This window comes from Nonomuraea sp. NPDC026600 (assembly GCF_040638335.1).
In the GTDB taxonomy this organism is placed as follows: domain Bacteria; phylum Actinomycetota; class Actinomycetes; order Streptosporangiales; family Streptosporangiaceae; genus Nonomuraea.
The window spans coordinates 80701-104042 of record NZ_JBEZYD010000003.1; the positions used below are offsets into that span (position 1 = coordinate 80701).

A 23342-nucleotide genomic window follows, 5' to 3' on the forward strand; every position below is an offset into this window, starting at 1 on the left:
TGGCTTCGTCAACTTGATTCCGGAACTCATCGGCGACGAACTACGCACCCGTGGCGTCATCCGTACGCTGAACCACCAAGACCGGCTGAGCCGAGTCGCCGACGAACGGCGGCATGCCGCGCGGATGGCCTACCTGGACGAAGAGCACCGGCGGCAGTTACTCCTGGAACGTTACAAAAGCTTGAACGCCCGCTATCCCCTGGGCACGATCGGGCGGCTGCGCTCGATGACCACCGACCCGCGGCCGGCGGTGCTGATCTCTCCGATGAGCTTCGCCGGCGGCACGAGTGGGCGGGTCACCGGCCTGGTCCACGACGCGCTACGCCAGATCCCGGACTTCTCCCGGCACGCCGCGCTGCACACAGGGGCGTTCGTCAGCGACGGCGGGGTGAGCCGGCTGATCGAGGGCTCGACGGGCGCCGCGGAGATCAGTGCCCTGGAGTTCCCCTCGCACCCGGCGGTGCTCGTCTACTTCGAAGGCGACGGCGATCATCTCAACGCGTTCGCGTACCTGAGCTCTCTCTTCCCGACGGTCGACGGTCTGACGGGCTTCCCGATCCGGATCGCGTGCTTCGGCTGGGGCGACCGGACGACCACGGGTCAGTCCGGCGAGGGCGCGCTGCCTGTCTGGCAGTACGTCAACATGACCGAGCTGGACTACCCGGACGAGCAGATCGTCGCGGCCATCGTGGCCTGGTTCGTCCTGACCTGCGTGGAGATCTACTGGCAGCTTCGCGGCGCCGCGGTGAGCCTGCGCCCGGACGCGGCCGGGCTCTTCATCGGTCCCGTGCCGGCTCGGGCCGTCGGCGCCCAACCGGCTCCTCCCCTGCCCGAAGCCTCGGTCTACGGCGCCCAGGACGTGTTCGCCTGCCGGGTCGAGATGGAGGTCATGGAACTCGAGCGACGAGGCTTCACCGTGGAGACCCTGGAGCTCGATCGAGATCGCGTGGCGCTGATCGTCTCGACGAACGACCTGGGGGTCTCCTTCGTGCTCGACGCCGGCTTCCCCGCCACCCCGCCCGACGTCTTCTATGTGGAGGACACCGGTCCGGAGCACCTCGAACTCGACTCGTCCATCTGGTCACCGGAGCGAACCCTGCTGGACATCGTGGAGGTGCTCGGATGAGCGAGCATTTCGTGGTCCGCATCTACGAGTCCGAGCTCGCGGTGATCACTGACGAGACGTTGGACCATCATGAGCTGGAGACCGGTGGCAGCCTCTTCGGCCTCTTCGGCCACGGCGGCGGACCGACGGTCTTCCTCGCGACGCGTCCGGCGGGCGAGGTCCTGAAACGACAGACCTCACTGGAACTCGACCCGCAGGTGACCCGTGCGCTCGAGCAGGTCGCCTGGGACGGGTTCGGGGTCCAGTGCATCGGCATGTGGCACTCACACCATTGGATCGACCTGATGGAACCGAGCAGTGGCGACCGTGAGCGCACTCGCAGGTACGCGCAGAAATATCACCGTCCGCAGTACACCGAGATACTCGCCAACTTCGTCAGCAGGGAAACATCGCATTCCCGGCATGGCAGGGGCCGGCCCGGGAGCGACTACCGCGTCCAGCTCACGCCCTTCTTCTATCTGGACGCCCGTAACCTCACCAGGGCGGAGACCTTCTTCCACGTGCTCCCCGGGGAGAGCCCGCTGCGCGGCACCCTCGCCAAGCTCGTGGGCGGGCTCGTGGACAGACCCAGCCTCAGCACGGCCATGCGGCCCGCTTCGCGGCTCCCGGAGGAGTCCTACCGGCTTGCCGGGTCCGCCGCGTCGGCAGTGTCCGGGTGGCGGCGCTTCGTCTCGGGCGTACGGTCGGACTCCGGCGACGAGGTCGCCGACGACCATCGCGCCGACGAATCACCGGAGGCACCGGACGCCAAGCCGGCAGCCGAGGAGCTTGCCGAGAGCTCGGCGGTCGTCGAGAAGCGGCCGGACGATCTGGAGCGACCGCGTGCTGAGCGACCGCGAGAGGCGGCGGACCTCCCAGCGGCTCCCGCGAAGCCGTCGCAACCCTCGGGAGGCCGGATCCTGCTCCTGCCGATCCCTGATCTGCCCGACTACGTCACCCAGTACATCGAGCCCGCCGTGCAGTCGCTGGCCGGCCGTTACGACGTCGAGGTCAAGGTGATCCATGCGGATCGCATCGCCTTGATCGTGAGAATTCCCGGCCGCGCGACACGCCTCCTCCTCTTCGCCGCCTGGGACGGCGAACGCGCTGTCACCGCCGAGTGCAGGGTCGCGGTGGTCCGCGGGAAGTCGCACGAGGTCGTGGAATGGCACGCGCGGCAGCGGGCGGAGATTTACGACCTGCGCGTTCCGCTGAAATGGGGAGTCCTGCTTCTGGAGAAGCTTCCTTGAATTCTAGGGGGGAACTGTGGCCTGGGATTACTACCAGAGGATGCGACTCGTCGAAGACTCGAATGGGCTGCGGACGTACTTCCCGTCCTTCAGCTTCTATGAGCCGACCGGCCGCACATATGTCAGCGGTTACTGGACGAGCAACATGGGCAACGGCTACGGGGTGATGATCACCGTCCCGCCCGGCTACCCGGATGAGTGCCCGAGCACCTACATCAGCTATCCCAGCCCGTTGCAGGGCTATATGGGGTGGCGGACGGTCGAGTCTTATGGCACCAGCCACGATATGCACACCTGGAAGACCGATCAGCCCGGCTGGGTGAAGATCTGCACCTATCGCCCTGAGCACTGGTCGGTCGAGCACTCGATGCTGAAGATAATCGAGAAAGGCCTGCTGTGGATCGTCGCGTATGAATGCCATCTGCAAGACGGCCAGCCGATCAAGAGTTTTCTCATAGACGCGTGAAAGAACCGAAACCGCAGGAGGCCCCCATGGCCACGGATAAACACAACGACATCCGGGCGTTCATGGAACAGATGAAGGCATCGGGGGGAAACCCGCCGTCCGGCAAGCGGATGGTGCTCAACCCGCAGACCGGCAAGTTCGAAGTGCGCTCGGTCGGCGACCGGCCCGGCGACCAGATCCCGAACGTGTCCGCCGAGGACATGAAGGCTTTCGCTCATGACTGACCAGCCGAACGTGCCCCACCATGTGGTGTTCACCGACAGCGCGCTCGCCGTCATCGCGAGAGTCGCGACGCCCGGCCCGATGAAGCTGGGCATGCGCCTGCGCGACCAGGGCGACCTGGCAACCGTCGAGGGACCGGCCGGCAACGACGTTCTGGTGCTTCCGGAACAGCCCGCGGACGACTGGGTCCTCGACGAGCCCGGCCCGCTGATCGCGTGCTGGACCGACGACGACGGCATCCGCGCGCATCGCACGTCCGGCTTGGGCGGCCCGCTGGGGGAACGGATCGGGGCCTCCGTGGTCCCCGCCGCCGCGGACGCCTTCGAGCGAGTGCACGGCATCTTCGAGACCGACGTGCTCCGGAAGAAGTCCGTCGCGGTGCTCGGCTTGGGCTCCGGCGGCAGCTTCATCGTGCGCGAACTCGCCAAAGCCGGAGTCGGCCGCTTCCTGCTCCTCGACCACGACCGGCTCGAGGTGGGGAACGTCTCGCGGCACGAGTGCGGGCTCGCGGACGTCGGCCGGCTGAAGGCCAACGCCATGCGCGACGTCGTACATCAGCACCATCCTGCCGCGCGGGTCTTCACCAGCGGCCTGCATCTGAACGGCGAGACCCGCCAGCAGGTCAAGGACCTGATCAAGTACGTCGAGGCGGATCTGGTGATCTGCGCGACCGATACCCGGGAGAGCCGGCTGCTGATCAACCGGATGTGCCTGCAAGAGGGACTTCCGCTGATCCTCGGGGGTGTCTACCGTCGCGCGTACGGCGGCATCGTGCAGCGGGTCATCCCTGGTCTGACGCCCTGTTACCAGTGCTTCGTACAGGCGCTCCCCGAACAGGCCGCCGACAACGAGATCAGCAGCGCGGAGGACGCCGCGCGCGTCTCCTACACCGACCGCGCAGTGGCCCCGCAGCCCGGCCTGTCCACCGACATCGTCCCCATCGCCCTCCACATGGTCAAGCTGGCGTTGCTGGAGCTGCTCGACGGCGAGTCACCCGCCTTCGCGACCCTCGGCGCCGACCTGGTCGCCCCGATCCACCAGTGGATCAACCGCCGGGAGCTGGCCCACGCGGGACTCGAGCCGATGGGGGTGTCCGTCGACGGGCAGAGCGTGCTCCGCTGGTACGGAGTCCTCCTCGACCAGCTCGAAGACTGCGCGGTCTGCGCGGCCGGCTCCGGCGCGGTCAAATCGGAAGACGACGAGTACTTCGGCGGCCCCGAACCGGCCTGACCGGTCATGCCCTGCCGGCCGCTGCCTGCCCGGAACGGCTCTCGTGCAGGAATGAGCGCAGTTCGGCGGTGTCGATGACGTGGGCCAGTCTCGGGAAAACGCTGGTCATCAGGGTGTGGTGGGCTTGCGGGTCCGGGTCGGCGACGCCGTCGGACAGGATGTAGAGCTGGTAGTCGCGGTCGGCGGCGTCGATGACGGTGGACAGAACGACGCCGCTGGTGGTGATGCCGGCGATGACCAGGGTGGTGATTCCGCGTTCCCGCAGTTGCCGGTCGAGGTCTGTCGTGGACAGCGCGCCGTACCGGGTCTTGCGGACTGTGATGTCACCGGGCTCGGGGGCGAGCTGATCGTGAAAGGCGGTGGCGGGATCCTCGTGGTGCATGAGGCGCTGCCGGCCGATGAAGGAGAAGGTCTTGTTGGCCGGCGGTATCGCCGCCCAGTCGGCTTCGGTGAAGCCGACCCGCACGTGGGCGATGGCGGCACCGTGCGCTCGCATGTCGGCGATGGCGCCCGCTACCCGTGACAGCAGCGCTACAGGGCTGGCCGACTCGGGGAGCGAGGCCAGGATTGTCGGCTGGTAGTCCATGACGAGCAGTGCGGTTGTCCGAGGGTTCAGCGCCGGGGTGGTGACGGTCATGTCTGTCCTTGGGTGATGAGGGTGCTCTGGCATGTGAGAACGCGTACCGGGGACCGGCTACGCCTTGCCGGGACGGGTTCGGCAAACTCCTTGCGGTTGTCTTGGAGTCCCTTGGCGGCGCTCATCAAAGCGGAGCCTGTCGCGCGGTGTCCAACAACCGACACGCCGCCAGAAACAACCAGGAGTTGTTCACGGAGCTGGCCCTCGGGAGATCGAACGGTTAGCGGGTGGGCGTTCTGCACGCTTATGACCGATCTGAGGATGGGCAGCGGTTTCCCACTAGTCTTGATCCCCGTCAGCCCCGAACGAACGAGACGCTCCATGACCACCCCAAACGTGGCAGAACTCCGCGAAAGCTCGCGTCGGCGAGTCGCCGACCGGCCCAAGGGACCTGCGCTGAGCCATGTGGAAGACCTCCGCGGTCCGAACGGCATCCCGCTGCGCCACTACCGGCCGGCCGAGCAGCAACGGCCGCTGGTGGTGTTCGCGCACGGCGGCGCCTTCATCCTCGGCGACCTCGACACCCACGACCGCACCTGCCGGCGCATCGCCGACACCTGCGACGTCGAGGTGCTGGCCGTCGACTACCGGCTCGCGCCCGAGCATCCCTGCCCCGCGGCCATCGATGACGTGGCCGCCGTACTGCGCTGGGCACGCCCGGCGGCGGTAGCGGGCGACAGCTCGGGCGGCTACCTGGCCACCATGGCGTGCCTGCGACTGCGCGACGCCGGCGATCCCCTGCCCGGCCTGCAGATCCTGATCTGCCCCAACACCGACCTGACGCTCTCGCAGCCCAGCGTCCTCGACAAGGGCACCGGTCACGCGCTCGACGCCGACTTCCTCGCCTGGGCCATCACGTGCTGGACGCCGGATCTCACCGACCGCGCGCCCGCCAGCCCACTGCTGGCACCAGACCTGTACGGCATGCCCGACACCCTCATCGTGACCGCCGAACACGATGCGCTGCGCGACGAAGGCGACGCTTACGCCCATCGACTGGCACAGACCGGAGCGCATGTGGTGCACCGCCCAGAACCCGGCCTGCAGCACGGCTTCATCCAGGGCATGGACCTGACCTCCCCCGAAGCGGCCGCCGCCCAGAAGCGGCTGTTCGACGACATCGCCGCCCTGATCCACAGATGAGCGCGCGAGCGGTACCGGGGCAGACCAAACCGCGACTCTGAAGCGCCTGCGCGTTCATTCCAGCTACCGAAACGGCGGTACCTGATCCCGATCACAGCGCGGGACCCGGTAAGCATGTGGTGGACGGACGGTATCGACTGAGAAAGCAGAGGCGCCGCGATGCGTGATGAGCTGGCTGTGCGACCGATGGGCCGGATCGGGTTGCCGGTCACGCCGGTGGGGATCGGGTTGGCCGCGCTGGGCCGGCCGGCGTACATCACACTCGGCCGGGAGGAGGACCTCGGCGATGATCGCAGCGTCGCCGCGATGCGGGCGCGGACCTGGGCGGTGCTGGATGCGGCGCTGGCGGCCGGCGTACGGTACTTCGACGTGGCCCGCTCCTACGGCAGAGCCGAGGAGTTCCTCGGCGGCTGGCTGCGTGAGCGCGCCATCGCGCCCGGGACCGTCACTGTGGGGTCGAAATGGGGGTACGCGTACGTCGGCGACTGGCAGATGGACGCCGACCGGCACGAGGTGAAGGAGCTGTCCGCTGACCGGCTGCGGCACCAGCTGGACCAGACCCGAGCGCTGCTGGGCGAGCACCTGTCGCTCTACCAGATTCACTCGGCCACCGACGAAAGCGGCGTGCTCGGCGACGAGGACGTCCTGGCCGAGCTACACGAGTTGCGCGCCGGAGGCGTCGCGGTCGGCCTGTCCACGACCGGCCCGCACCAGGCGGACACCATCGATCGGGCGGTCGAGATCGGGCTGTTCGACACGGTCCAGGCCACCTGGAACCTGTTGGAGCGATCCGCCGGCCCTGCCCTGGCCCAGGCACACCGTTCCGGTCTGGGTGTGATCGTCAAGGAGGGTGTGGCGAACGGCCGCCTGACCTCCCACGCCGCGCCTGCCGCGCTCGCCCGTGCCGCCCGGGAAGGCGGCGTCACGCCGGACGCCCTGGCCTTGGCCGCCATTCTCGCCCAACCGTGGGCCGGTGTGGTGCTCAGCGGGGCCGCCTCGGTGGATCAGTTCAGCAGCAACCTGACCGCGACCCGCGTCGACTGGGATACCGAACTGGACGAGCGCCTGGCCGCACTGACCGAGAGCCCCCAGACGTACTGGACGACACGAGGGTCGCTGCAATGGCAGTGATCGCTCTGTTGCAAGGACTGTTCGTGGCTGGGTTGCGAACTTTTCGCGCTGACTCGTAGGGGGTTCGGCTGGTCACGGATGCGTGCGAGGTCGTGCCGCTGCCATCATCGGCGCGGCTCGGCGACGCCGCGCCGGACCACGCCGGCTGCGGCGACACCAAGCTCACGCGGGGCGCGACCGGGTACGGCGTCCGTTTCCTGCGTGCCGGCTCAGCGAGCGGAACACCTGACCGCGCCCGCGGCTACTTCCTCAGCCAGAGCATGTAGAACGGGCTGTCCCAGCGGCAGTCGTACTCTTTGTAGTTTTCCATGATGAGCTTGGCGGTTCCCACCTTGACGCAGTTCTCAAGCGTCCGGAAGCCCTGGTACGCGGTCCAGCCCGACGCCGTGGCACTGGCCGGGGTGGCGGCGCCGAGAGCGCCGGCGACGAGGGCGCCGGCCATCGCCAGGGTCACGCCGAACCGTGCGGCTTTCTGTCGCAAGACATCGTCCTTCCTCGATGGGCGGCGCATGCGCCGCCATACGGATGGCCCCACGGTAACGTCCCTTGATCATTAAATTCAGGCATATATCGATCTTCATCGAAGGGTGGGCAGGATGGCGACGTGCCCCATAGACCGCACCCGTCCGTGAAGGAACGTCTCACTCCACGCCACCACCGAGGCCACGTCCGGCCAGGGGAGCCGGCGGTTCCAGGCGCGCGACCATGGCCACGCCGCAGAACGACACACCCCATGCTCGTCGACCTCCCGCTCACCGCCGTGATGCGGCGGGAACCGAACAGTGCGATCGCGAGAGGTCCGCCTGTTACATCTGAGCGATGTGGCCAACCGGTCGGGTCCCCAATGCGGTGGCGGCTATGTCGATCCGCTTGATGCGGCGTATGCTGGGCCTTTTCATGGCTTTGATCGGATTCTTGGTAGCGGGCGGATCGACCTTTCTTCAAACTGCGATCCGGCAACAAACGTAATTTGATCGGACTGGGATCCATCAGCTTCTTCTTGGCGCTGCGCTGGATCATTCATTTTGGACGGAGCTGAACGTCATGCAGGTGTACCACCCCAAGCTCATCGCGCCGGTGCGGAGCGTGGGGAGGCGAGAATTCGACCTGTCCCGGCACATAGTCGTGATGGGAATTGTGAACCGTACGCCGAACTCGGGCCTGGATCCGAATCGGTCGATGGAGGTCAGTGGGGCGATCAAGACGGCGGAGCGGGCGCTACGGGACGGCGCGGAATGGCTTGACGTAGGGGGTCGGGCGTTCCGCTCCGATCAGCCACCGTTGTCGGGGGCGGAAGAGATAGACCGAGTGGTGCCGGTGATCAAGGGCATTCGGGAGAAGAGTGACGCCGTGATCAGCGTGGACACTCACCTGCCGGAGGTTGCGGAGGCGGCTTACAAGGCGGGTGCCGACGTGATCAATGACACGAACGGGCTCCGTTCGCCGGGGATGGCGAGCCTTATTGCCGAGACGGGGATGAGCGTTGTCATTACCCACAGCATCGGCGGGCCGGGAGAAGTGGTGGCGAGTCCCCAATATGATGATGTCCTCAGCGAGGTGACGGAATTCCTTCGCCAACGGGCGGACACCGCAGTTGGATGCGGCATCAAACCGGAGAAGATCTTCATCGATCCGGGGCACGACCTGAACAAGACCACCGAGCACTCGAACACGATAACCCGCCGACTGGGAGAGATTGCGGCAATTGGATATCCGGTGCTCGTGGCGTGCAGCAACAAGCATTTCATTCGGGAAAGCCTCGGGGTGGAGCCGGGTAGCGAAGCGCTGAAGGCCGGAACGATTGCGGCGAACACGGCATGCGTCTATCGGGGTGCGAGGGTCGTGCGGGTCCATGATGTCGCAGGGAATGTTGCCGCGATGAGGGCAGCGGAATCAGTACTCGGTATGGCGTAAATCTGTGCGGCTTGGCGGACATTTTTCTGAAGCGCGCGACCGGTGCGCGGGTTCGGCGAGTCGAGCGAGCTGACGGCACGCAGTGCGGCGCCCAACCCGCCCCGACGTGCCGAAGAGCCCGCGCAGGGCGGGCTTTTCGGGGTTGGATATTTCCGAATTAAGACATCGTTTCCAGTTCGGCACGCGTCAGCTTGAGGGTGTTCTCCGGCAGCGACGCGGGATTGCTGGAGGTGTCCAGCGGATACTTCGCCTGGACGGGGTTGAGCAGTGCGGCGGGCGAGTCAGGGTAGGTTTCCAGGAACAGGACGTAGCCGCTGTCCTGGTTCATCGCAGTGGTGTGTTCCTCCGCATAAGTCACCCCTTCGAAGTTCCCCCCGAGCTCCTTGACCTCGATGGACTGCCCTACCTGGGCCTGACCTTTGAAGACCTTTACCACCTGGGCCGTGTAGACGGTGATGACCGTCGGCGGGGCCTCGGGCTCGGCGGCCACCTCGGCCGGGGCTCCCGCGTTGGGATTCAGGTTCGGATCCGTCTCTGCGGGATCGGGCGCTTCCGCCTGTTCCTGGAGGTAACGAGGCTCGCCGACGATGCGGGCTTCGACGACCAGGGTCGCCTTGTCGAAGAGCGCATCGGCGCTTTGGTATTGGGGATAGTCGGCTCGATAGAGGACGGGTTCCTCATGTGCCGAGCATGCGGTCACGAACACCGCGGCGAAGACAAGCGCGCCAAGACGCCGTAGCACTGGTCGGCCTCCTTTAGTAGTAGGCGTTGACGTCGGCGACATCGTGCGACTGGGGCTTGGTCATCGAGTTGCGGTTCCTGCTCGAATTCATGATCGAGGTGCCCGAGTTGTGCGCGAGGTTCAACGCGTGCCCGAGCTCGTGAACCAACGTGCTCGTGACGAAGTTCGAGAAGTTCGACGCGTCCCTGTTGATCGTCCGGGAGTTCAGCCGGACGTACATGCACATCCCGCCGCACCTCTGATAGTGCCCGTAATAGGTGTTGCTGTAGGACTTCACGGTGATCGTCGAACCCGAATTCGAGTTCTTGTAGAAATTAGCGGGGCTCGAGGTCGCGTTCCAGTTGGACAACGCCTTGTTCATCGGCGTCTGCCAGGTGCCGTTATAGCTGTAGGGGTAGATGTGGATACTGGCGATGTCCTGGCCGGTGCCGTTCCAGTGGGCGAATGCCGGCGAGATGCCCACCGTCCCCACCAGCATGACGGCGAGGACCACGAAAAAGCCTCGCCGTGCGTTACGTCCTAACGTTCCCGGATGCATTTTCGAGACGTCACTCCTTGCGTTCTGGGGGTGCCGTGCGTGAACACAAAAGGGGCCGACAATCGAGATGAGAAGTCAAGGCCCGGCTATCGAAGGAAGAGGCATCGGAAAGATGATCGAAGCGCTTTTAACGGAGTATGAATGCCAGAATGATCACGTGTCAAGGATGGTTGAGCGGGATTTCAGAGGCATGGGGGTGAGGGCGCGAAATGAGGTGCACCGGAGCGTCCTGGAGGGTTGATCAAGCGTGATTCTTCCCTGCGGAGAGTCCGCACATGCGTCCTCGGCGGGCTCGGTCATGCCGAGCGACTGGCGTGGAACGTGCCATATGAGCGCGGCCACGCGGTGTGCATCTTCGCGTGGACGTGCAAGTGCAGTAGTCCCGTCTATGAACTGTGCCAGGCGGGCGGTCTGCGGTTCATCCGGCGCCCCCGAGACGGACCGAACACGCGAATCGTCGACGAAAGCGACCGATGGAATGCCGGGCAGGCGGTGGCCTTTCCTAGGCGGAGGGGGCCAGGGCCTCCAGCGCCTCCTCCGCGCGGCGCATCGCCTCCTTGGCGTCGGAGGTGACGATCTCCGGGTCGAAGTTCAGGTCGTGGAAGACCTCCGTCACGCCCCTCGTCGCCAGCTCCCCCACGTCCGCCCTGATCTCCTCGAAGGTCCCCGTCAGCGGCTGCCGGTCCTCAGCCCCGCCGGGGCGTACCCGGGTAACCCCCCGGCAGACGAAGCGGAACCCCTCGGTGTCGCGGCGGCCCGCCTCCACAGCCGCCGACTTGATCAACTCGATCCGTCCGGCGACCGCCGAAAGGTCCTCCCGGCTTGAGCTGATCCAGCCGTCCGCGAGCCGCCCGGCCCGGCGCAGTGCCACGTCGGCCGTGCCGCCGAGCAGGATCGGGGGCACTGGCGACGGCTTGGGGTCGATGTGGGAGCGCGGCACCTGGTAGAACTCCCCGTGGTGCTCGACCACCCCGTCCTGCCACGCCTTGCGCAGGACCTGGACGAACTCCTCGCCCCGGCGCCCCCGGTGCTCGAAGCCGACGCCCGCCGCCTCGAACTCCTCCGGCAGCCACCCCAGCCCGAGCCCGGCCGTCAGCCTGCCCATGGAGACGGTCTGCAGGGTCGCGAGCTGCTTGGCCAGCAGCACCGGCTGGACGAAGGCGTTGATGATCGCCACGCCCAGCCTGATCGTGTTCGTCGCCCCGGCCAGGTAGGCGAGCGTGACGAGCGGGTCGTGCACGCTGCGATATGTCGGCCCCATCGGGTGCCCCACCGGATAGAGCACCCGCTGGAAGGTCCAGAGCTCGTGGTATCCCAGTTCCTCGGCGCGGACGGCGACGCGGCGCATGTTGCTAGGCGTGGCCCACGGCCCTGACTGGGGCACGGCGAAACCTATTCTCATGCCATCTAGTCTGACCGACCCTCGTTCGCTCCAGGAATAACCCTATGACCTGTGAAAAGGAACGCTCTAAAGATCTAGCATCTGCCGTGCTCGCCGCGGCGGCCGGGTGCATGCAGCTCGCCGCTGCCGCCACCGTCCACGCCATTCTCCGGCCTGTGGAGCGGCGCCCGATCGACGAGGAGTACGTGCGCGGCTACACCCGCGCCAGCCGCCGGTTGACCCGGTCTCGCTAATCCGCCTTCCGGTCTCGCGCCGGGTCGGCGAACCGGCCGCAGCCGGGAATGTGGTGGATGAGCCCTTCTTCGCGCAGTTTCCGGAGCGCGATCGTGATGGTGATGGCGGCCGGCCCGTACTCCTTCATCAGCGCCTGCTCGGAGGGAGCGGGTCCCCGGGCTTGAGCTGTCCGGAGGTGATGGTCTCGCGCAGATTCTCGGCCAAGCGGCGGGACGGCGGCACCGGCGCGCTGGTATTCCCCCGCTCGACGACGTACGTACCTTTCGCATGCACGATCTCGACGCGGCCCTGCTCGCGCAGCAGAGCGATGGCCGAGCGGGCGTTTCCCGGCGATATCCAGCAGGATCGTGGGGGGGAAAGCGATCTTGTCTCGGGCATCCCCGTCGAACGCGTCCGACAAGCGATCCAGTGCGTCCGCGAACCGCCTGTCGGTCACCTCGGCCAGGTGCGGCGGTACGGCATGGATGTCACCTCCCCCTCGCCGAAGCGTCGTGGAGCGTCACCCCCCTGAACACCAGCCGACGACGACATCCCCTGGTCGGCCAGGTGGGTCAACCACACCCTGCAGTCGGCCTGAATGCCGCCTGAGGGATCGCCAAGCTCGCCTTCTGCGCCGACACTAGGGTCAACCCGGGACCAGGCGACCCGTGGGACGAGTTCGCCCCGTCCCAGCCCGGTGAACTGCCTCGGCGCCCGCGCAACCACGAGCCCAGGAGAAGGGACTGCACCATGCGGACCTGCCAGAACTACATCAACTACGAGATCACGGGCCTGCCCCGCGTGACGCTGCCGTCCGACCTCAACACTGAGACGGTCCTCGCCAAGATCCTCGGTAGCCCGCTGAAGAAGCGCGGGCTCGGCCTGGGCGACACGACCCCGGAGGAGCGCGCCGCCCTGTTATGGCTCCTCGCTCACTACTGCACGGAGGACAGGCGCGGCACGACCCACCACGCGCTTCTGCCCATCCGCCCGGGAGGGGGTGACGCCGCCCTCGGGCAGGTGATCCTCCAGTACGACGACCAGCTCAACGGGACGGCCACCCTCGCCGGGCGCGGCCTCCCCCTCGGCGGCCCCGCCTTGAACATCACCTTCAAGGGCCTGAGCGACACGCTCATCAACAACTACATGCTTGCGGGCATCTCCGGTAGGTGGACCACGGAGGAGCTGACCAAGCTCTATCACGCCCTGGCCCTCGTCCCACTCGATGACCGGCAGGCCTTGTGGGGGGTCCAGGTGGATCGGGTCGAGACGCTGGTGGCCGACGAGCAGAAGGCCCACACGCAGGGCAGGTTCGAGCACTCGGTGGGGTCGGCCTCGGCTGACCTGGGCACGCTCACGCTGACGGACGCCGCGTTCGGCAGCGACGACCAGGGCTTCTACGGCGGCAGCGACACCTCGATCGCCCGCCCGCCGAGCGTGCAGGTCATCCTGCACGAGGTCGGCCACGCGGTCGAGAGCCTGGTCCGCAGGAGCGAGTCCCGCAACATCGCCGAGCGCGCCCTGAGGAGCCTCAACTACGGTTTCGCGCCGAACTCTCCACTATCGACGGAAGCGATCACAGACGCCTGCCAACTCCGGTACCAAACCCTCAATGGCGCGTTCGATGCGGTGAAGCTCGCCGAGGACACCTACCGCCTTGCCGCGTCCAAGGGCAGCGAAGCGCGCCAGAAGATCACCCAATGCGAGAACCTGGGCGGCAAGATGAAGGACTTTGCCCAGGCCGCGCGAATCATGCTGGACGACCAGACCTCCACCTCGGCCTTTGACCTGCTCAACGAGCTCCAGACCGAGTACACGACGCTGTCCGACTGGTACAAGTCCGCCAAGGACATGATCAGGGGACGGTTCGACGCCGACCAGTACACCCGCATGACCGACGCCATGCGGGGCAAACTGGACCACGAGCCCTGGCTGATCTACCGCTACGAGCTCCACCGCTGGGCCGACCTGCAGAGCCGCATGTCCGCCTGGGACGACAAATACGTCAAGTCCAAGGGGGTCGTCACCGGCCGGGAGCAGGCTCTCGTCGACTTCGTCGAAGGCCTCAACGACAACTTCACAATCCATTTGACGCAGTACACGACGAACTTCTTCAGCAAAGACAAGTCCTACGGCGAACTGTACGCAGAGGCGTTCAGCCTCTGGCTCGTCCACCCTGAGGCGCTGGGATCGCACAGCCCCAGGCTGCTGGAATACTTCGAGAGCGGTGATTACCGCCGGGGCGACTGAGCCGCACGTCGCCAGGCCGTCCCCCCGGCGACCCCGCTCGACACGATCAGCCGCCGAGGCTCACCGTAACGAGAGTCGCCGCTCATGTGGATCTCCTGACGTGTGTGAATCAGGGGCTGTGGGTGAGGCGGGCGATGAAGTCGCCGAAGTCGTCGGCGGTCTCGGCGGTCATGGTCAGTTTGTGCTGGTTGCCGTCATCGTACAGATGGAGGTTCCAGGAGCCGAAGGGTGGGTCTTCGGCGTGGTGCGGCATGGTGTTGTGCATGGCGATGATCCGGACGCCGGGGGCGTGGCTGCCGAGTGTGCGGTGAGGCATCAGGCACGCTCCTCGGACGGCCAGGCGGCGATGTAGGCCGCTTTCTCCTCATCGGTGATTCTTTCGACCTGGTCCGGGTGGATCCGGTCGGTGCGGCCGATGTCGTGCCAGATCACGGACAGGTCGCCATCCTCTGCGGCCGACCTGGACTCGCTCACGCTCATCCCCGCGCGCATCACCCCGAACACCCGAGCCCGCCTCATCGCAGGGCTGCCACCAGGAAGGCGAGGGCGGGCAGGAGTTCATCCCGGCCGCGCTCAACGCGTGGTGCGACCAAGTCGAGCAGCAAGATCATTTCGCGGGCATTCCGCGATCAGCGGCACGCACAGGCATCGACTGGCACACGATGGCATACGCCGAACGTGGACGGGCTGCCGTTACCGCAGGCCAGGTGGGCGATTCTGAATGGTCCGGCGAGTACGTGCGGCGAGCTGCGACCCCACACCAGCCGGATAGTCTGTATCAGTGGCTCTGGAGGAGGAACTGGCGGGGATCGCCGGCGCTTATGGCGGCACGGGCGACCTCGTGCGTCACCCGACGCGTACGGACGTGGTGGTCCTGCGCCGGGGCGAGGTGGTGGTGAAGGCGCACTCGGTGCGCGACAAGGTGGAGTCGCTGCGGCCGAGGCTGCGCGCGGCCGCGTCGGCGGCGTTGAGCGGCCTGATGCTGGCACCGCTGGACCCCGAGGTTCTGACGGTGGCGGGCCGCGCCGTCACGGTGTGGCCCGCGGGCCGTCCCGTATCCCAGGACGACCCCGACGCCGCGCCCTGGGAGGAGGGGGCCAGGCTGCTCGCCCGGCTGCACGCCGTACCTCTGACGTTCTTACCGGCGCTGCCCGCGGCGGGAGGGCCGGCGCGGGCCGCCAGGGCGGTGCGGCGGATGCCCGGTGATGGTCCCGTCGAGCAGCTCGTACGGCGGGCGTTCATCGAGCTCCCCGAGCCCGAGCCGGGGCCGGGACTGCTCACCCACGGCGACTGGCACCTGGGTCAGCTCGTCTGCCGCGACCGCTGGTTACTCATCGACGTCGATGACCTCGGCATCGGCGACCCCGCCTGGGACCTGGCCAGACCGGCCGCCTGGTACGCCGCGGGGCTGCTCGACCCGGACGTCTGGGATCGGTTCCTCGGCGCCTACCTCGCCTCCGGCGGGCCCGCGCTCGGCCGGGGCGACGACCCGTGGCAGTGGCTGGACCTTCCGGCGCGGGCGCTGACCGTCCAACTGGCCGCCGTGGCGGTGCTCAACGCCGAGCGGGAGCATCGGGAACTGGACGAGGTAGAGCATTCGTTGGTCGAGTCGTGCAACAGAATCGTCCGAGCGTGACGGGGTCGCGCGCGGTAGGTTCTTCCCTAAACTCCAAAGCCGAGGAGAGCGCGACATGCAGTGCCCGAAGTGCCGCGGCAATATGCGGACATATGAGCGTAATGGCGTCCACATCGAGCAGTGCGACAACTGCCGTGGGATCTTCCTCGACTACGGCGAGCTCGAGACGCTGACCCGGATGGAGTCGCAGTACCACGCCGCTCCCCCGCCCGCGCCCGGCCCGGCATGGGGCGCTCCCCACGGCGCTCCTCACGGGGGCCACTACGGCCACCACCGCGGCCAGCGCAGCTGGGTGGGCATGCTGTTCTCGACCTGACCTGGTCTGAGGCCTGAAACAGGGCGGGCCGCGCACTCCAGGTGCGCGGCCCCGGCATTTCAGCTGGGGAACTGCCCCGGATCCACGTCGGAGGTGCGGGCGTTGCCCCCGGAAATGGCGTGCAGCGTGACCCGCCAGTCGTGCCAGAGGATCTGCGTCGAGGTGAACGTGGTCTTGAACTTCACCGTCTTCTGGAACCGCTCGAAACTGCAGTCACGGGTGAACGACTTGCTCTTGCCGTCCCAGTCCACGCCGTGCGTGAAGAAGATCTTGTAGGTGCCGTCGCGGACGCCCCTGACCTTGAACTTCGACTTCTTGCGCACGTACACGCTGAACGCCCTGGACTTGCCCTTCATGACGGTGACGACGGCGTCGCGGGTGCCGCCGTTGTCGATCTGCAGCGAGCTGCGGCCCGTCATGCTGCCCTTGCGCAGGTAGTGGCCGTTGCCGAGCCGCCTCGTCTGCTTGCCCTTGGCCTTGACGGTGACGACGTCGGCCGGATAGCCACCGGCGCCCTGCAGCGCTTCGCCCGCCTTGTCGAGGGAGCCGAGCCGGCTGCCCAGGTCGGTCAGCACGGCCGACGAGGTGCACAGGGTGCGGCTGCCGACCTTGCCCGCCGTGGTGCCGAGCTGGGTGGCGAATTCGCGCAGGCTGCTCACGTACGCGTCGTGCTGGGCGCGTACCTCCTGGGGCGGCGTCATGGCGGCCAGCTCGTTGGCGGCGCCCAGCAACTGCTCCTGGGCGCGCTGCACGCGCTGGTCGAGTGTCTTGAAGGTACGAGCGCCGACCATGGCGTTGATCGCGTCGAGCATGGCCTTGTGCTTGGTGCCCAGCTCGCTCTTGTACGCCTCGGCGGTCAGCGCGGTGGGGCCGGTGCTCTGGGGGGTGGCGGGGCCGGAGTTCGCGATGATCGAGCCGGTGCCGCCGCCGACACCGCTCACGCTGGCCTCGCCGCCACTCGGCCGCTGCGGCGTGGCGGAACACGCGGCCAGCGTGAGGGTCGCGAGCGCGAGCGCGGAGGAGATCAAGCGAGGGGCAGCCACCTGCCACACTATCTCCGGATTGATCCCCGCCCGTCAATCACGATTCAGCCAGTCCCTCGTCGCGGTCCTGGCGCAGCCACCTGGTCAAACCGAGCATTTCCAGGAATGGCAGATCATGACTGGCCACGATCAGCGCGCCGCGGTAGGCGGCGAGTGCCTGTGCGAGCTGGCGGACGCTGGGCATGTCGAGGTTGTTGGTCGGCTCGTCGAGCAGGAGCAACTGCGGCGGGGGCTCGGCCGACAGCAGCGCCGCCAGGGTCGCGCGGAACCGCTCGCCGCCCGACAGCGTGCCCACCGGCCGCGACACCCGGTCGCCCCTGAACAGGAACCGCGCCAGACGGGCGCGCACCTCGTGCACCGGGGCGGACGGCGCCAGCGCGTGGACGTTGTCGAGCACGCTGAGTGAGTCGTCGAGCAGGTCGAGCCGCTGTGCCAGGTAGCGGACCGGGACGTTCGCACCGTGCTCGGCGATCCGGCGCAGCAGGGTGGTCTTGCCGGACCCGTTCGGGCCGAGCAACGCGATCCGCTCAGGGCCGCGCACGACCAGCTCCTCCAGTACCAGGCCATCTTCCCTGTCGGTGTCGCGCGCCGGACGGGGAAGCGGGAGTTCCAGGATCACGCGCCCGGCGGGCACCGCGGTGCCCGGCAGTTCGATGCGGATCTCCGCGTCGTCGCGGACGGCCTGCTCGGCCTCGGTCAGCCGGTCACGGGCCTCCTCCAGCTTCTCGGTGTGCATGTTGCGGTGTTTGCCGGCCGACACCTGGGCCTGGCGCTTGCGCTCCTGCATGATGATCTTCGGTTCGCGCTTGTTCGCGTACATCTTCTTGCCGTACCGCTGGCGCCGGTCGAGCTTGGTGCGGGCCTCGACGAGCTCGCGTTGCTGTCGCTTCACGTCGGCCTCGGCGACCCGGACGTCGCGTTCGGCGGCCTCCTGCTCGGCGGCGAGCATCTCCTCGTAGTCGCTCAGGTTGCCGCCGTAGCGGCGGACGGTGCCCTCGCGCAGGTCGGCGATCTGGTCGACGAGTTCGAGCAGCGCCCTGTCGTGGCTGACGACCACCAGCACGCCCGGCCAGGCGGCGACCGCGGCGTAGAGGCGCCGCCGCGCGTCGAGGTCGAGGTTGTTGGTGGGCTCGTCGAGCAGCAGTACGTCGGGCCGCTTGAGGAACTGGGCGGCCAGCGCGACCATGACGGTCTCGCCGCCCGACAGCGTGGCGACGGTACGGTCGAGCCCGACGTGGTCGAGGCCGAGCCGGTCCAGCTCGGCCCGCGCGCGTTCCTCCACGTCCCAGTCGTCGCCGATGGCCGCGAAGTGCTCCTCGGCGACGTCACCGGCCTCGATGGCGTGCAGCGCCGACCGGGCCGCACTGATGCCGAGCAGGTCGGAGACGGTACGGGTGGCCTTCAGGGAGAGGTTCTGCGGCAGGTAGCCCACTTCTCCCGCGACGGCAACCGATCCGGTACGCGGGACCAGCTCGCCCGCGATGATCCTGAGCAAGGTGGACTTGCCGGAGCCGTTGGCCCCGATCAGACCGGTACGCCCGGCCGGGAAGGCGGCGTCCAGGCCGTCGAGCACAGCAGTGCCGTCGGACCAGGAGAAGGACACGCCGTCAACGACAATGGAAAAAGACATGAGGTGGCTCCCGTCACAAAGATCGAAATTTCGTGACTTGGCGGGAAACACCGCTGAATACGCCGAAGGATCGTACGCCGAAGGAATCGGCCAGGTGCGGTGCCCGCGACCTCAGATCCTCACGTCAACTGCCCCCAGGGCTCGGCGATACGTCGCAGAGGACAGTACCCGCCCGGAACCTATCCGGCAAGACCCCTGGCCCGATGGGCCGCCACGTTCACCCTGTTGGAGCAGGCCAGCGAGCAGAACCGGCGGCGCCCGTTGCGCGAGGTGTCGACGTACACCGTGTCGCACCCCGCCCTGTCGCACCGGCCGAGCCTGCGCCCGTCGGAGAACGAGATGGCCATGGCCAGCCCGCCCGCGGTGGTGTCCTTCGTTCTGCTGACGATGTCGGCGTCGACGGAGAAGAAGTGCAGGTGCGGCTCGCGGCCGTCGTGCGCGCTCACGTACGGCTTGGACGCGGTGATGTCGAGCAGGTCGTTGATCAGCTTGATCTGGGTGTCCTGGTCCCGCTCGCCGAACAGGGGGGCCAGCCGGTGCCGCCACTCCGCCAGCTCGCGCGCCTGCCCGGGCGTGACCTGCGGGCGGAGCATGCCGTGCTCCGTGAGCATCGGCTCGATCGCCTCCGGCCGGAAGTCGGTGCCGTTGACCAGGGCGGCCGCCAGGGCGGCGCCGTTGCCTCCGTAAGCATTGAAATGCATAAGACCATTACATCAGGCTGGAGTCATGCATTCCAGACATGTCCACGACCCGCTGGCTCTCGCCGTCGTCTCCTCTCACTCCACCTCCGAGGGTGTCGTGTCCTACCTGCGCTGCGACTGCGGAGCGTGGGAGGTGCGGACCCCGCACATGGTCGCCACCACCGGGCCGCGCGGGGACGTACGACGGGGCTGAATGCATCGACTGGTGTGGGGCGGGGGATCTAGAGTCGGCAGCATCACCCCCACCAGGAGGTCAGGCATGTCCAGCATCCCCGCCCTGCTACGCGACCGGGTCGCGGCCACCCCCGACGCGGAGGCCTATCGGGTGCCGTCGGAGGACGGCTGGACCTCGCTGTCCTGGCGGGACGTCGGCGAACGCGTACGCGGGCTCGCCCTCGGCCTGGCCGCCCTGGGCGCCGGTCCGGGCACCCGCGTGTCGATCCTCTGCTCCACCCGGCTCGAATGGGTGCTCACCGACCTCGCGGTGCTGTCCACGGGGGCCGCGACCACCACGATCTACCCGTCCAACACCGCCGCCGAGTCGGCCTTCGTCATCACCGACTCCGGCAGCACGATCATCATCGCCGAGAACGACGACCAGGTGGCCAAGCTCAGGTCCGTACAGAAGGAACTGCCCGACGTCACCCACGTCGTCGTCATCGACGGCGAGCCCGCCGACGACGGCTGGGTGCTCACGCTGGACTCACTGAGCACCCAGGACACAGCAGGCGACTATGACGCGATGGTCGACGCCATCGGCGAGCACGATCTGGCGACGCTCATCTACACCTCCGGTACGACCGGCCGCCCCAAGGGCGTGGAGCTGACCCACGACAACTGGCTGTACGCCGCCGACGCGGTCCGCAAGATCGACCTGCTCTCCGAAGCCGACCTGCACTTCCTCTGGCTGCCGCTGTCCCACTCGTTCGGCAAGCTGCTGCAGGTCGTGATGATCGACATCGGCGTGGCCACCGCGATCGACGGCCGGCTCGACCGCATCGCCGAGAACCTCGGCACGCTCAAGCCGACCATCATGGCCGCCGCGCCGCGCATCTTCGAGAAGATCCACAACACCGTGGTGGCCACCGTGCAGCGCGAGGGCGGCGTCAAGGCGCGCATCTTCGCCTGGGCCCGGGAGACGGGCATCCGGGTCAGCAAGGCCCGCCAGCACGGGGTGGCGATCCCGCTCACCACCCGGCTGGAGTACGGGCTGGCGGACCGGCTGGTGTTCGCCAAGCTGCGGGCGAGGTTCGGCGGCCGGATCCGCTACTTCATCTCCGGCGCGGCGCCGCTCAATCAGGACATCGGTGAGTTCTTCGACGCGGCGGGCCTGACGATCCTCGAAGGCTACGGGCTGACCGAGTCGTCGGCGGGCAGCTTCCTGAACCGGCCGGACTCGGTGAGGTTCGGCACGGTCGGGCAGCCGCTGCCCGGCACCCGGGTGCGGATCGCCGACGACGGGGAGATCCTGATCGGCGGGCGCGGCATCATGCGCGGCTACCACGGCCTGCCGGACGAGACGGCCGGCACGCTGTCCGACGGCTGGCTGCACACCGGCGACATCGGCGAGCTCGACGAGGCCGGGCGGCTGATGATCACCGACCGCAAGAAGGAGCTGATCAAGACCTCGGGCGGCAAGTACGTGGCGCCCACCTACCTGGAGGGCCGTATCAAGGCCGCCTGCCCGTACCTGTCGCACGTCTTCATCCACGGTGACCGGCGCAACTACGTCACGGCGCTGGTGACGCTCGACATGGAGGTCGTCAAGCCGTGGGCCCAGGCCGAGGGACTGCCCGCCGACCCGGAGTCGCTGCGCGAGCATCCGCGCATGCGCGAGGAGGTCGAGCGCGCGGTCAAGACGGTCAACGCCGACCAGGCCAGCTACGAGACGGTCAAGAAGTTCGCCATCCTGGCGGCGGACTTCACCGTGGAGACGGGCGAACTCACGCCGAGCCTGAAGGTCAAGCGCAAGGCCGTCGAGGAACGCTACGGCGACACGCTCGACTCCTTCTACGACGGCCCCGCGTGAGCGGTGCCGGTCACAGCACTCGCTTGGCGCCCGGCAGCGACCGCACCAGGTAGGCCAGCCCCCAGCAGACCGGCAGCGCGATGACCGCCGCCACGGCGAACTTGACGACCGCGACCGCGTGCAGCCCGGCCAGCGCGTAGCTGATCGGCACCAGGACGAGCGGGTGGATGATGTACACGGTGAACGCCTGGGCCGACAGCCACCTGCCGCGCGGCCCCTGGTGGTTGAACCGCTCCCTGAAGAACACGGTGAGCCCGATGATCAGGCTGACGGCGAAGGCCGACTCCCAGGTGGCGGTCACGGCGGTCGACAGCAGGCCGGTGGTGAGCTGCCCGAGCGGCAGCAGGACGACCGTAACCAGGCCCGCGCTGATCAGCCCGAGCAGCCCGGCCCTGGCCGGCAGGGTCTGGAACCAGCCGCGCCTGAAGGCGATGAGGCCGACCACGAACATGGCCGCGTACTGCGGCAGGAAGTACGGCGTGGGCAGCCCGAGCACCGGCACGTAGGAGCCGACGGGCACCGGGATCCGCCACAGCGTGGTGGCCACCGCCAGACCGACGGTGAACAGCACGATCCAGCGCACCCGCAGCACCGAGTCCCGCGCCCCGACCTCCGCCTCGGCCGGCGCGCGGAAGCGCCGCCACAGCACGTAGAGCGCGGCGAACACGATCAGCACCTCGGCGAACCACATCGGTCCCGGGTCCCACGACCCGATGTAGTACTGCCAGTACGGCAGCGAGGCGTATGCGGACTTGTAGGAGCCGAACGTCACCAACGGCCGCAGCACCAGCAGGAAGACCAGCAGCGGGATGCCCAGCCGGATCAGGCGGTCCCGCAGGAACGCCCGCCCGCCCTTGCGGTCGTGGGAGCCGGGCGTGAAGAAGCCGGAGATCAGGAAGAAGAAGCCCATGAAGAACGCCTGGTTGAACACCACGAGAATGTCCAGCGCGACCCCCGAGGGGTCCTTGGCGGGCTCGATGTAGTACCAGAGCGGGATGTTCCCGTACGTGACCGCGACATGGTGGATGACCACCAGCGCGGTCAGCACGATGCGCAGGTTGTCGATGGCGAAGAGCCGCGTGGCGGTCCTCAGCTCGGTCTTCACTTTACGGCCCTCTCGAATAGGTCGGCCAGCTCTCTGGCGTGCGCGTCCAGGTCGTGGTCGGGGTAGGTCACCCAGTAGCCGAACATGTTGTCGACGGCCGCCGACATCGTGACGGCCATCACCCGCACGTCGAACTGCCGGAACTCCCCGCTCGTCTGCCCGGCGAGGTAGATCCGCTCCAGCTCCGCGTAGGTCTCCTCGTTGGCCTTGATGCCGTAACGCGGCTGGCCGTCGGCGGTGCGCAGGTTGTAGAAGATCTCGCCGAGCGCCCTGAGCTGCGTCCGATGCGCCCTCATGTGCGCGGTGATCGACAGGATGTACGTCTTGAGCAGGACCGTGGCCGATTCCACACCCTTCATCTCGGCCAGCACGTGCTCGCCGATCGCGGTGTAGACCCGGTTGACCACCTCCTCCATCAGCTCGTCCTTGCCGGCGAAGTGATAGGAGATGACGCCCTTGCTGATGCCGGCGTGCTTGGCGATCTGGGCCAGCGACGCCGCGGCGAACCCCGACTCGGCGATCACCTCGATCGCGGACGCGACGATCTGGGCCCGCCGCGCCTCCTCGATGAACGAGCGCGCCTTCTGGCCGCTCGACTCAATTTCTGACCGCATGGCCAAAATTTAACACATGCGGCCA

28 protein-coding genes are annotated in these 23342 nt (G+C 67.6%); 15 read left to right on the forward strand and 13 right to left on the reverse strand.

Annotated elements, in window-relative coordinates:
- Positions 1 to 13 precede the first annotated feature (13 nt).
- Genes AB0F17_RS07125 through AB0F17_RS07145 form a run of 5 tightly spaced genes read left to right on the forward strand, consistent with a single transcriptional unit; the run spans position 14 to position 4273 of the window.
- A complete protein-coding gene (locus AB0F17_RS07125; protein ID WP_358017622.1) occupies positions 14 to 1126 on the forward strand; it encodes a hypothetical protein in 1113 nt (370 codons plus the stop codon).
- Positions 1123 to 2355 (forward strand): hypothetical protein, encoded by a 1233-nt coding sequence (locus AB0F17_RS07130; protein WP_358017625.1) that lies wholly within the window; start codon positions 1123 to 1125, stop codon positions 2353 to 2355. The genes AB0F17_RS07125 and AB0F17_RS07130 overlap by 4 nt, the downstream gene beginning before the upstream one ends.
- A gap of 40 nt (positions 2356 to 2395) precedes the next feature.
- Positions 2396 to 2821: a hypothetical protein gene (locus AB0F17_RS07135; RefSeq protein WP_358017628.1), complete on the forward strand. Its 426-nt coding sequence runs from the start codon at positions 2396 to 2398 to the stop codon at positions 2819 to 2821.
- A gap of 26 nt (positions 2822 to 2847) precedes the next feature.
- Positions 2848 to 3045, forward strand: a complete 198-nt coding sequence (locus tag AB0F17_RS07140; RefSeq protein WP_219534339.1) for a hypothetical protein — start codon at positions 2848 to 2850, stop codon at positions 3043 to 3045.
- A complete protein-coding gene (locus AB0F17_RS07145) occupies positions 3038 to 4273 on the forward strand; it encodes a ThiF family adenylyltransferase (RefSeq protein ID WP_358017631.1) in 1236 nt (411 codons plus the stop codon). The genes AB0F17_RS07140 and AB0F17_RS07145 overlap by 8 nt, the downstream gene beginning before the upstream one ends.
- Positions 4274 to 4277: 4 nt before the next feature.
- Here the strand turns inward: AB0F17_RS07145 and AB0F17_RS07150 are convergent, their stop codons facing one another.
- Positions 4278 to 4910 (reverse strand): cysteine hydrolase, encoded by a 633-nt coding sequence (locus AB0F17_RS07150; protein ID WP_358017634.1) that lies wholly within the window; start codon positions 4908 to 4910, stop codon positions 4278 to 4280.
- Between the two features lie 321 nt (positions 4911 to 5231).
- On the opposite strand from AB0F17_RS07150, the gene AB0F17_RS07155 reads away from it, so the two are divergent.
- From AB0F17_RS07155 to AB0F17_RS07165, 3 genes are all read left to right on the forward strand, one after another.
- Entirely contained in the window at positions 5232 to 6053 is an 822-nt protein-coding gene (locus AB0F17_RS07155; protein ID WP_358017637.1) for an alpha/beta hydrolase, read from the forward strand.
- A gap of 159 nt (positions 6054 to 6212) precedes the next feature.
- A complete protein-coding gene (locus AB0F17_RS07160) occupies positions 6213 to 7184 on the forward strand; it encodes an aldo/keto reductase (protein WP_358017640.1) in 972 nt (323 codons plus the stop codon).
- Between the two features lie 92 nt (positions 7185 to 7276).
- The gene (locus AB0F17_RS07165; protein WP_358017643.1) at positions 7277 to 7450 is read left to right on the forward strand and encodes a hypothetical protein; all 174 of its coding nucleotides are present in this window, start codon (positions 7277 to 7279) and stop codon (positions 7448 to 7450) included.
- On the opposite strand, the gene AB0F17_RS07170 is transcribed toward AB0F17_RS07165, so the two are convergent.
- Positions 7426 to 7665 (reverse strand): hypothetical protein, encoded by a 240-nt coding sequence (locus AB0F17_RS07170; RefSeq protein ID WP_358017646.1) that lies wholly within the window; start codon positions 7663 to 7665, stop codon positions 7426 to 7428. The genes AB0F17_RS07165 and AB0F17_RS07170 overlap by 25 nt on opposite strands.
- 563 nt (positions 7666 to 8228) lie before the next feature.
- Here AB0F17_RS07170 and folP point away from each other — a divergent pair.
- Positions 8229 to 9098: a dihydropteroate synthase gene (gene folP, locus AB0F17_RS07175; protein ID WP_358017649.1), complete on the forward strand. Its 870-nt coding sequence runs from the start codon at positions 8229 to 8231 to the stop codon at positions 9096 to 9098.
- 157 nt (positions 9099 to 9255) lie between these two features.
- Here the strand turns inward: folP and AB0F17_RS07180 are convergent, their stop codons facing one another.
- The 3 genes from AB0F17_RS07180 to AB0F17_RS07190 all read right to left on the reverse strand — a co-directional run bounded on the left by AB0F17_RS07180 (position 9256) and on the right by AB0F17_RS07190 (position 11780).
- Entirely contained in the window at positions 9256 to 9840 is a 585-nt protein-coding gene (locus AB0F17_RS07180) for a hypothetical protein (RefSeq protein WP_358017652.1), read from the reverse strand.
- 13 nt (positions 9841 to 9853) lie between these two features.
- Complete coding sequence (locus tag AB0F17_RS07185) at positions 9854 to 10333, reverse strand: hypothetical protein (RefSeq protein WP_358017654.1); 480 nt, start codon at positions 10331 to 10333, stop codon at positions 9854 to 9856.
- Between the two features lie 547 nt (positions 10334 to 10880).
- A complete protein-coding gene (locus AB0F17_RS07190; RefSeq protein ID WP_358017657.1) occupies positions 10881 to 11780 on the reverse strand; it encodes a TIGR03619 family F420-dependent LLM class oxidoreductase in 900 nt (299 codons plus the stop codon).
- Between the two features lie 44 nt (positions 11781 to 11824).
- On the opposite strand from AB0F17_RS07190, the gene AB0F17_RS07195 reads away from it, so the two are divergent.
- A complete protein-coding gene (locus tag AB0F17_RS07195; RefSeq protein WP_358017660.1) occupies positions 11825 to 12013 on the forward strand; it encodes a hypothetical protein in 189 nt (62 codons plus the stop codon).
- On the opposite strand, the gene AB0F17_RS07200 is transcribed toward AB0F17_RS07195, so the two are convergent.
- Positions 12010 to 12141: a hypothetical protein gene (locus AB0F17_RS07200; protein WP_358017663.1), complete on the reverse strand. Its 132-nt coding sequence runs from the start codon at positions 12139 to 12141 to the stop codon at positions 12010 to 12012. The two genes, AB0F17_RS07195 and AB0F17_RS07200, sit on opposite strands and share 4 nt — an antisense overlap.
- Before the next feature lie 602 nt (positions 12142 to 12743).
- On the opposite strand from AB0F17_RS07200, the gene AB0F17_RS07205 reads away from it, so the two are divergent.
- On the forward strand, positions 12744 to 14243 hold the full coding sequence (locus tag AB0F17_RS07205; protein ID WP_358017666.1) for a hypothetical protein: 1500 nt from the start codon (positions 12744 to 12746) through the stop codon (positions 14241 to 14243).
- 109 nt (positions 14244 to 14352) lie between these two features.
- On the opposite strand, the gene AB0F17_RS07210 is transcribed toward AB0F17_RS07205, so the two are convergent.
- Complete coding sequence (locus tag AB0F17_RS07210; RefSeq protein WP_358017669.1) at positions 14353 to 14559, reverse strand: hypothetical protein; 207 nt, start codon at positions 14557 to 14559, stop codon at positions 14353 to 14355.
- Positions 14559 to 14762, reverse strand: a complete 204-nt coding sequence (locus AB0F17_RS07215) for a hypothetical protein (protein ID WP_358017672.1) — start codon at positions 14760 to 14762, stop codon at positions 14559 to 14561. Before AB0F17_RS07215 ends, AB0F17_RS07210 begins: the two co-directional genes overlap by 1 nt.
- 262 nt (positions 14763 to 15024) lie before the next feature.
- On the opposite strand from AB0F17_RS07215, the gene AB0F17_RS07220 reads away from it, so the two are divergent.
- Entirely contained in the window at positions 15025 to 15879 is an 855-nt protein-coding gene (locus AB0F17_RS07220; RefSeq protein WP_358017675.1) for a phosphotransferase, read from the forward strand.
- A 55-nt stretch (positions 15880 to 15934) separates the two neighbouring features.
- Positions 15935 to 16195: a zf-TFIIB domain-containing protein gene (locus tag AB0F17_RS07225; RefSeq protein ID WP_214641807.1), complete on the forward strand. Its 261-nt coding sequence runs from the start codon at positions 15935 to 15937 to the stop codon at positions 16193 to 16195.
- 59 nt (positions 16196 to 16254) lie between these two features.
- Here AB0F17_RS07225 and AB0F17_RS07230 read toward each other — a convergent pair whose 3' ends face one another.
- From AB0F17_RS07230 to AB0F17_RS07240, 3 genes are all read right to left on the reverse strand, one after another.
- Positions 16255 to 17238, reverse strand: a complete 984-nt coding sequence (locus AB0F17_RS07230; protein ID WP_358017678.1) for a hypothetical protein — start codon at positions 17236 to 17238, stop codon at positions 16255 to 16257.
- Positions 17239 to 17275: 37 nt separating this feature from the next.
- Positions 17276 to 18868: an ABC-F family ATP-binding cassette domain-containing protein gene (locus AB0F17_RS07235; protein ID WP_358017681.1), complete on the reverse strand. Its 1593-nt coding sequence runs from the start codon at positions 18866 to 18868 to the stop codon at positions 17276 to 17278.
- 179 nt (positions 18869 to 19047) lie between these two features.
- The gene (locus tag AB0F17_RS07240; RefSeq protein WP_358017684.1) at positions 19048 to 19569 is read right to left on the reverse strand and encodes a CGNR zinc finger domain-containing protein; all 522 of its coding nucleotides are present in this window, start codon (positions 19567 to 19569) and stop codon (positions 19048 to 19050) included.
- Positions 19570 to 19594: 25 nt separating this feature from the next.
- Between AB0F17_RS07240 and AB0F17_RS07245 the strand changes: the two genes are divergently transcribed.
- Both AB0F17_RS07245 and AB0F17_RS07250 read left to right on the forward strand, forming a co-directional pair.
- Positions 19595 to 19762 carry a hypothetical protein gene (locus AB0F17_RS07245; RefSeq protein WP_358017688.1) on the forward strand — a complete coding sequence of 56 codons (168 nt, stop codon included), beginning with the start codon at positions 19595 to 19597 and terminating at the stop codon, positions 19760 to 19762.
- A 66-nt stretch (positions 19763 to 19828) separates the two neighbouring features.
- Complete coding sequence (locus AB0F17_RS07250; RefSeq protein WP_358017691.1) at positions 19829 to 21598, forward strand: long-chain fatty acid--CoA ligase; 1770 nt, start codon at positions 19829 to 19831, stop codon at positions 21596 to 21598.
- Positions 21599 to 21608: 10 nt separating this feature from the next.
- On the opposite strand, the gene AB0F17_RS07255 is transcribed toward AB0F17_RS07250, so the two are convergent.
- Together AB0F17_RS07255 and AB0F17_RS07260 are read right to left on the reverse strand one after the other, a co-directional pair.
- Positions 21609 to 22703, reverse strand: coding sequence for an acyltransferase family protein (locus AB0F17_RS07255; protein ID WP_358017694.1), 1095 nt, complete (start codon positions 22701 to 22703; stop codon positions 21609 to 21611).
- On the reverse strand, positions 22700 to 23317 hold the full coding sequence (locus AB0F17_RS07260; protein WP_358017697.1) for a TetR/AcrR family transcriptional regulator: 618 nt from the start codon (positions 23315 to 23317) through the stop codon (positions 22700 to 22702). Before AB0F17_RS07260 ends, AB0F17_RS07255 begins: the two co-directional genes overlap by 4 nt.
- Between the last annotated feature and the right edge of the window lie 25 nt (positions 23318 to 23342).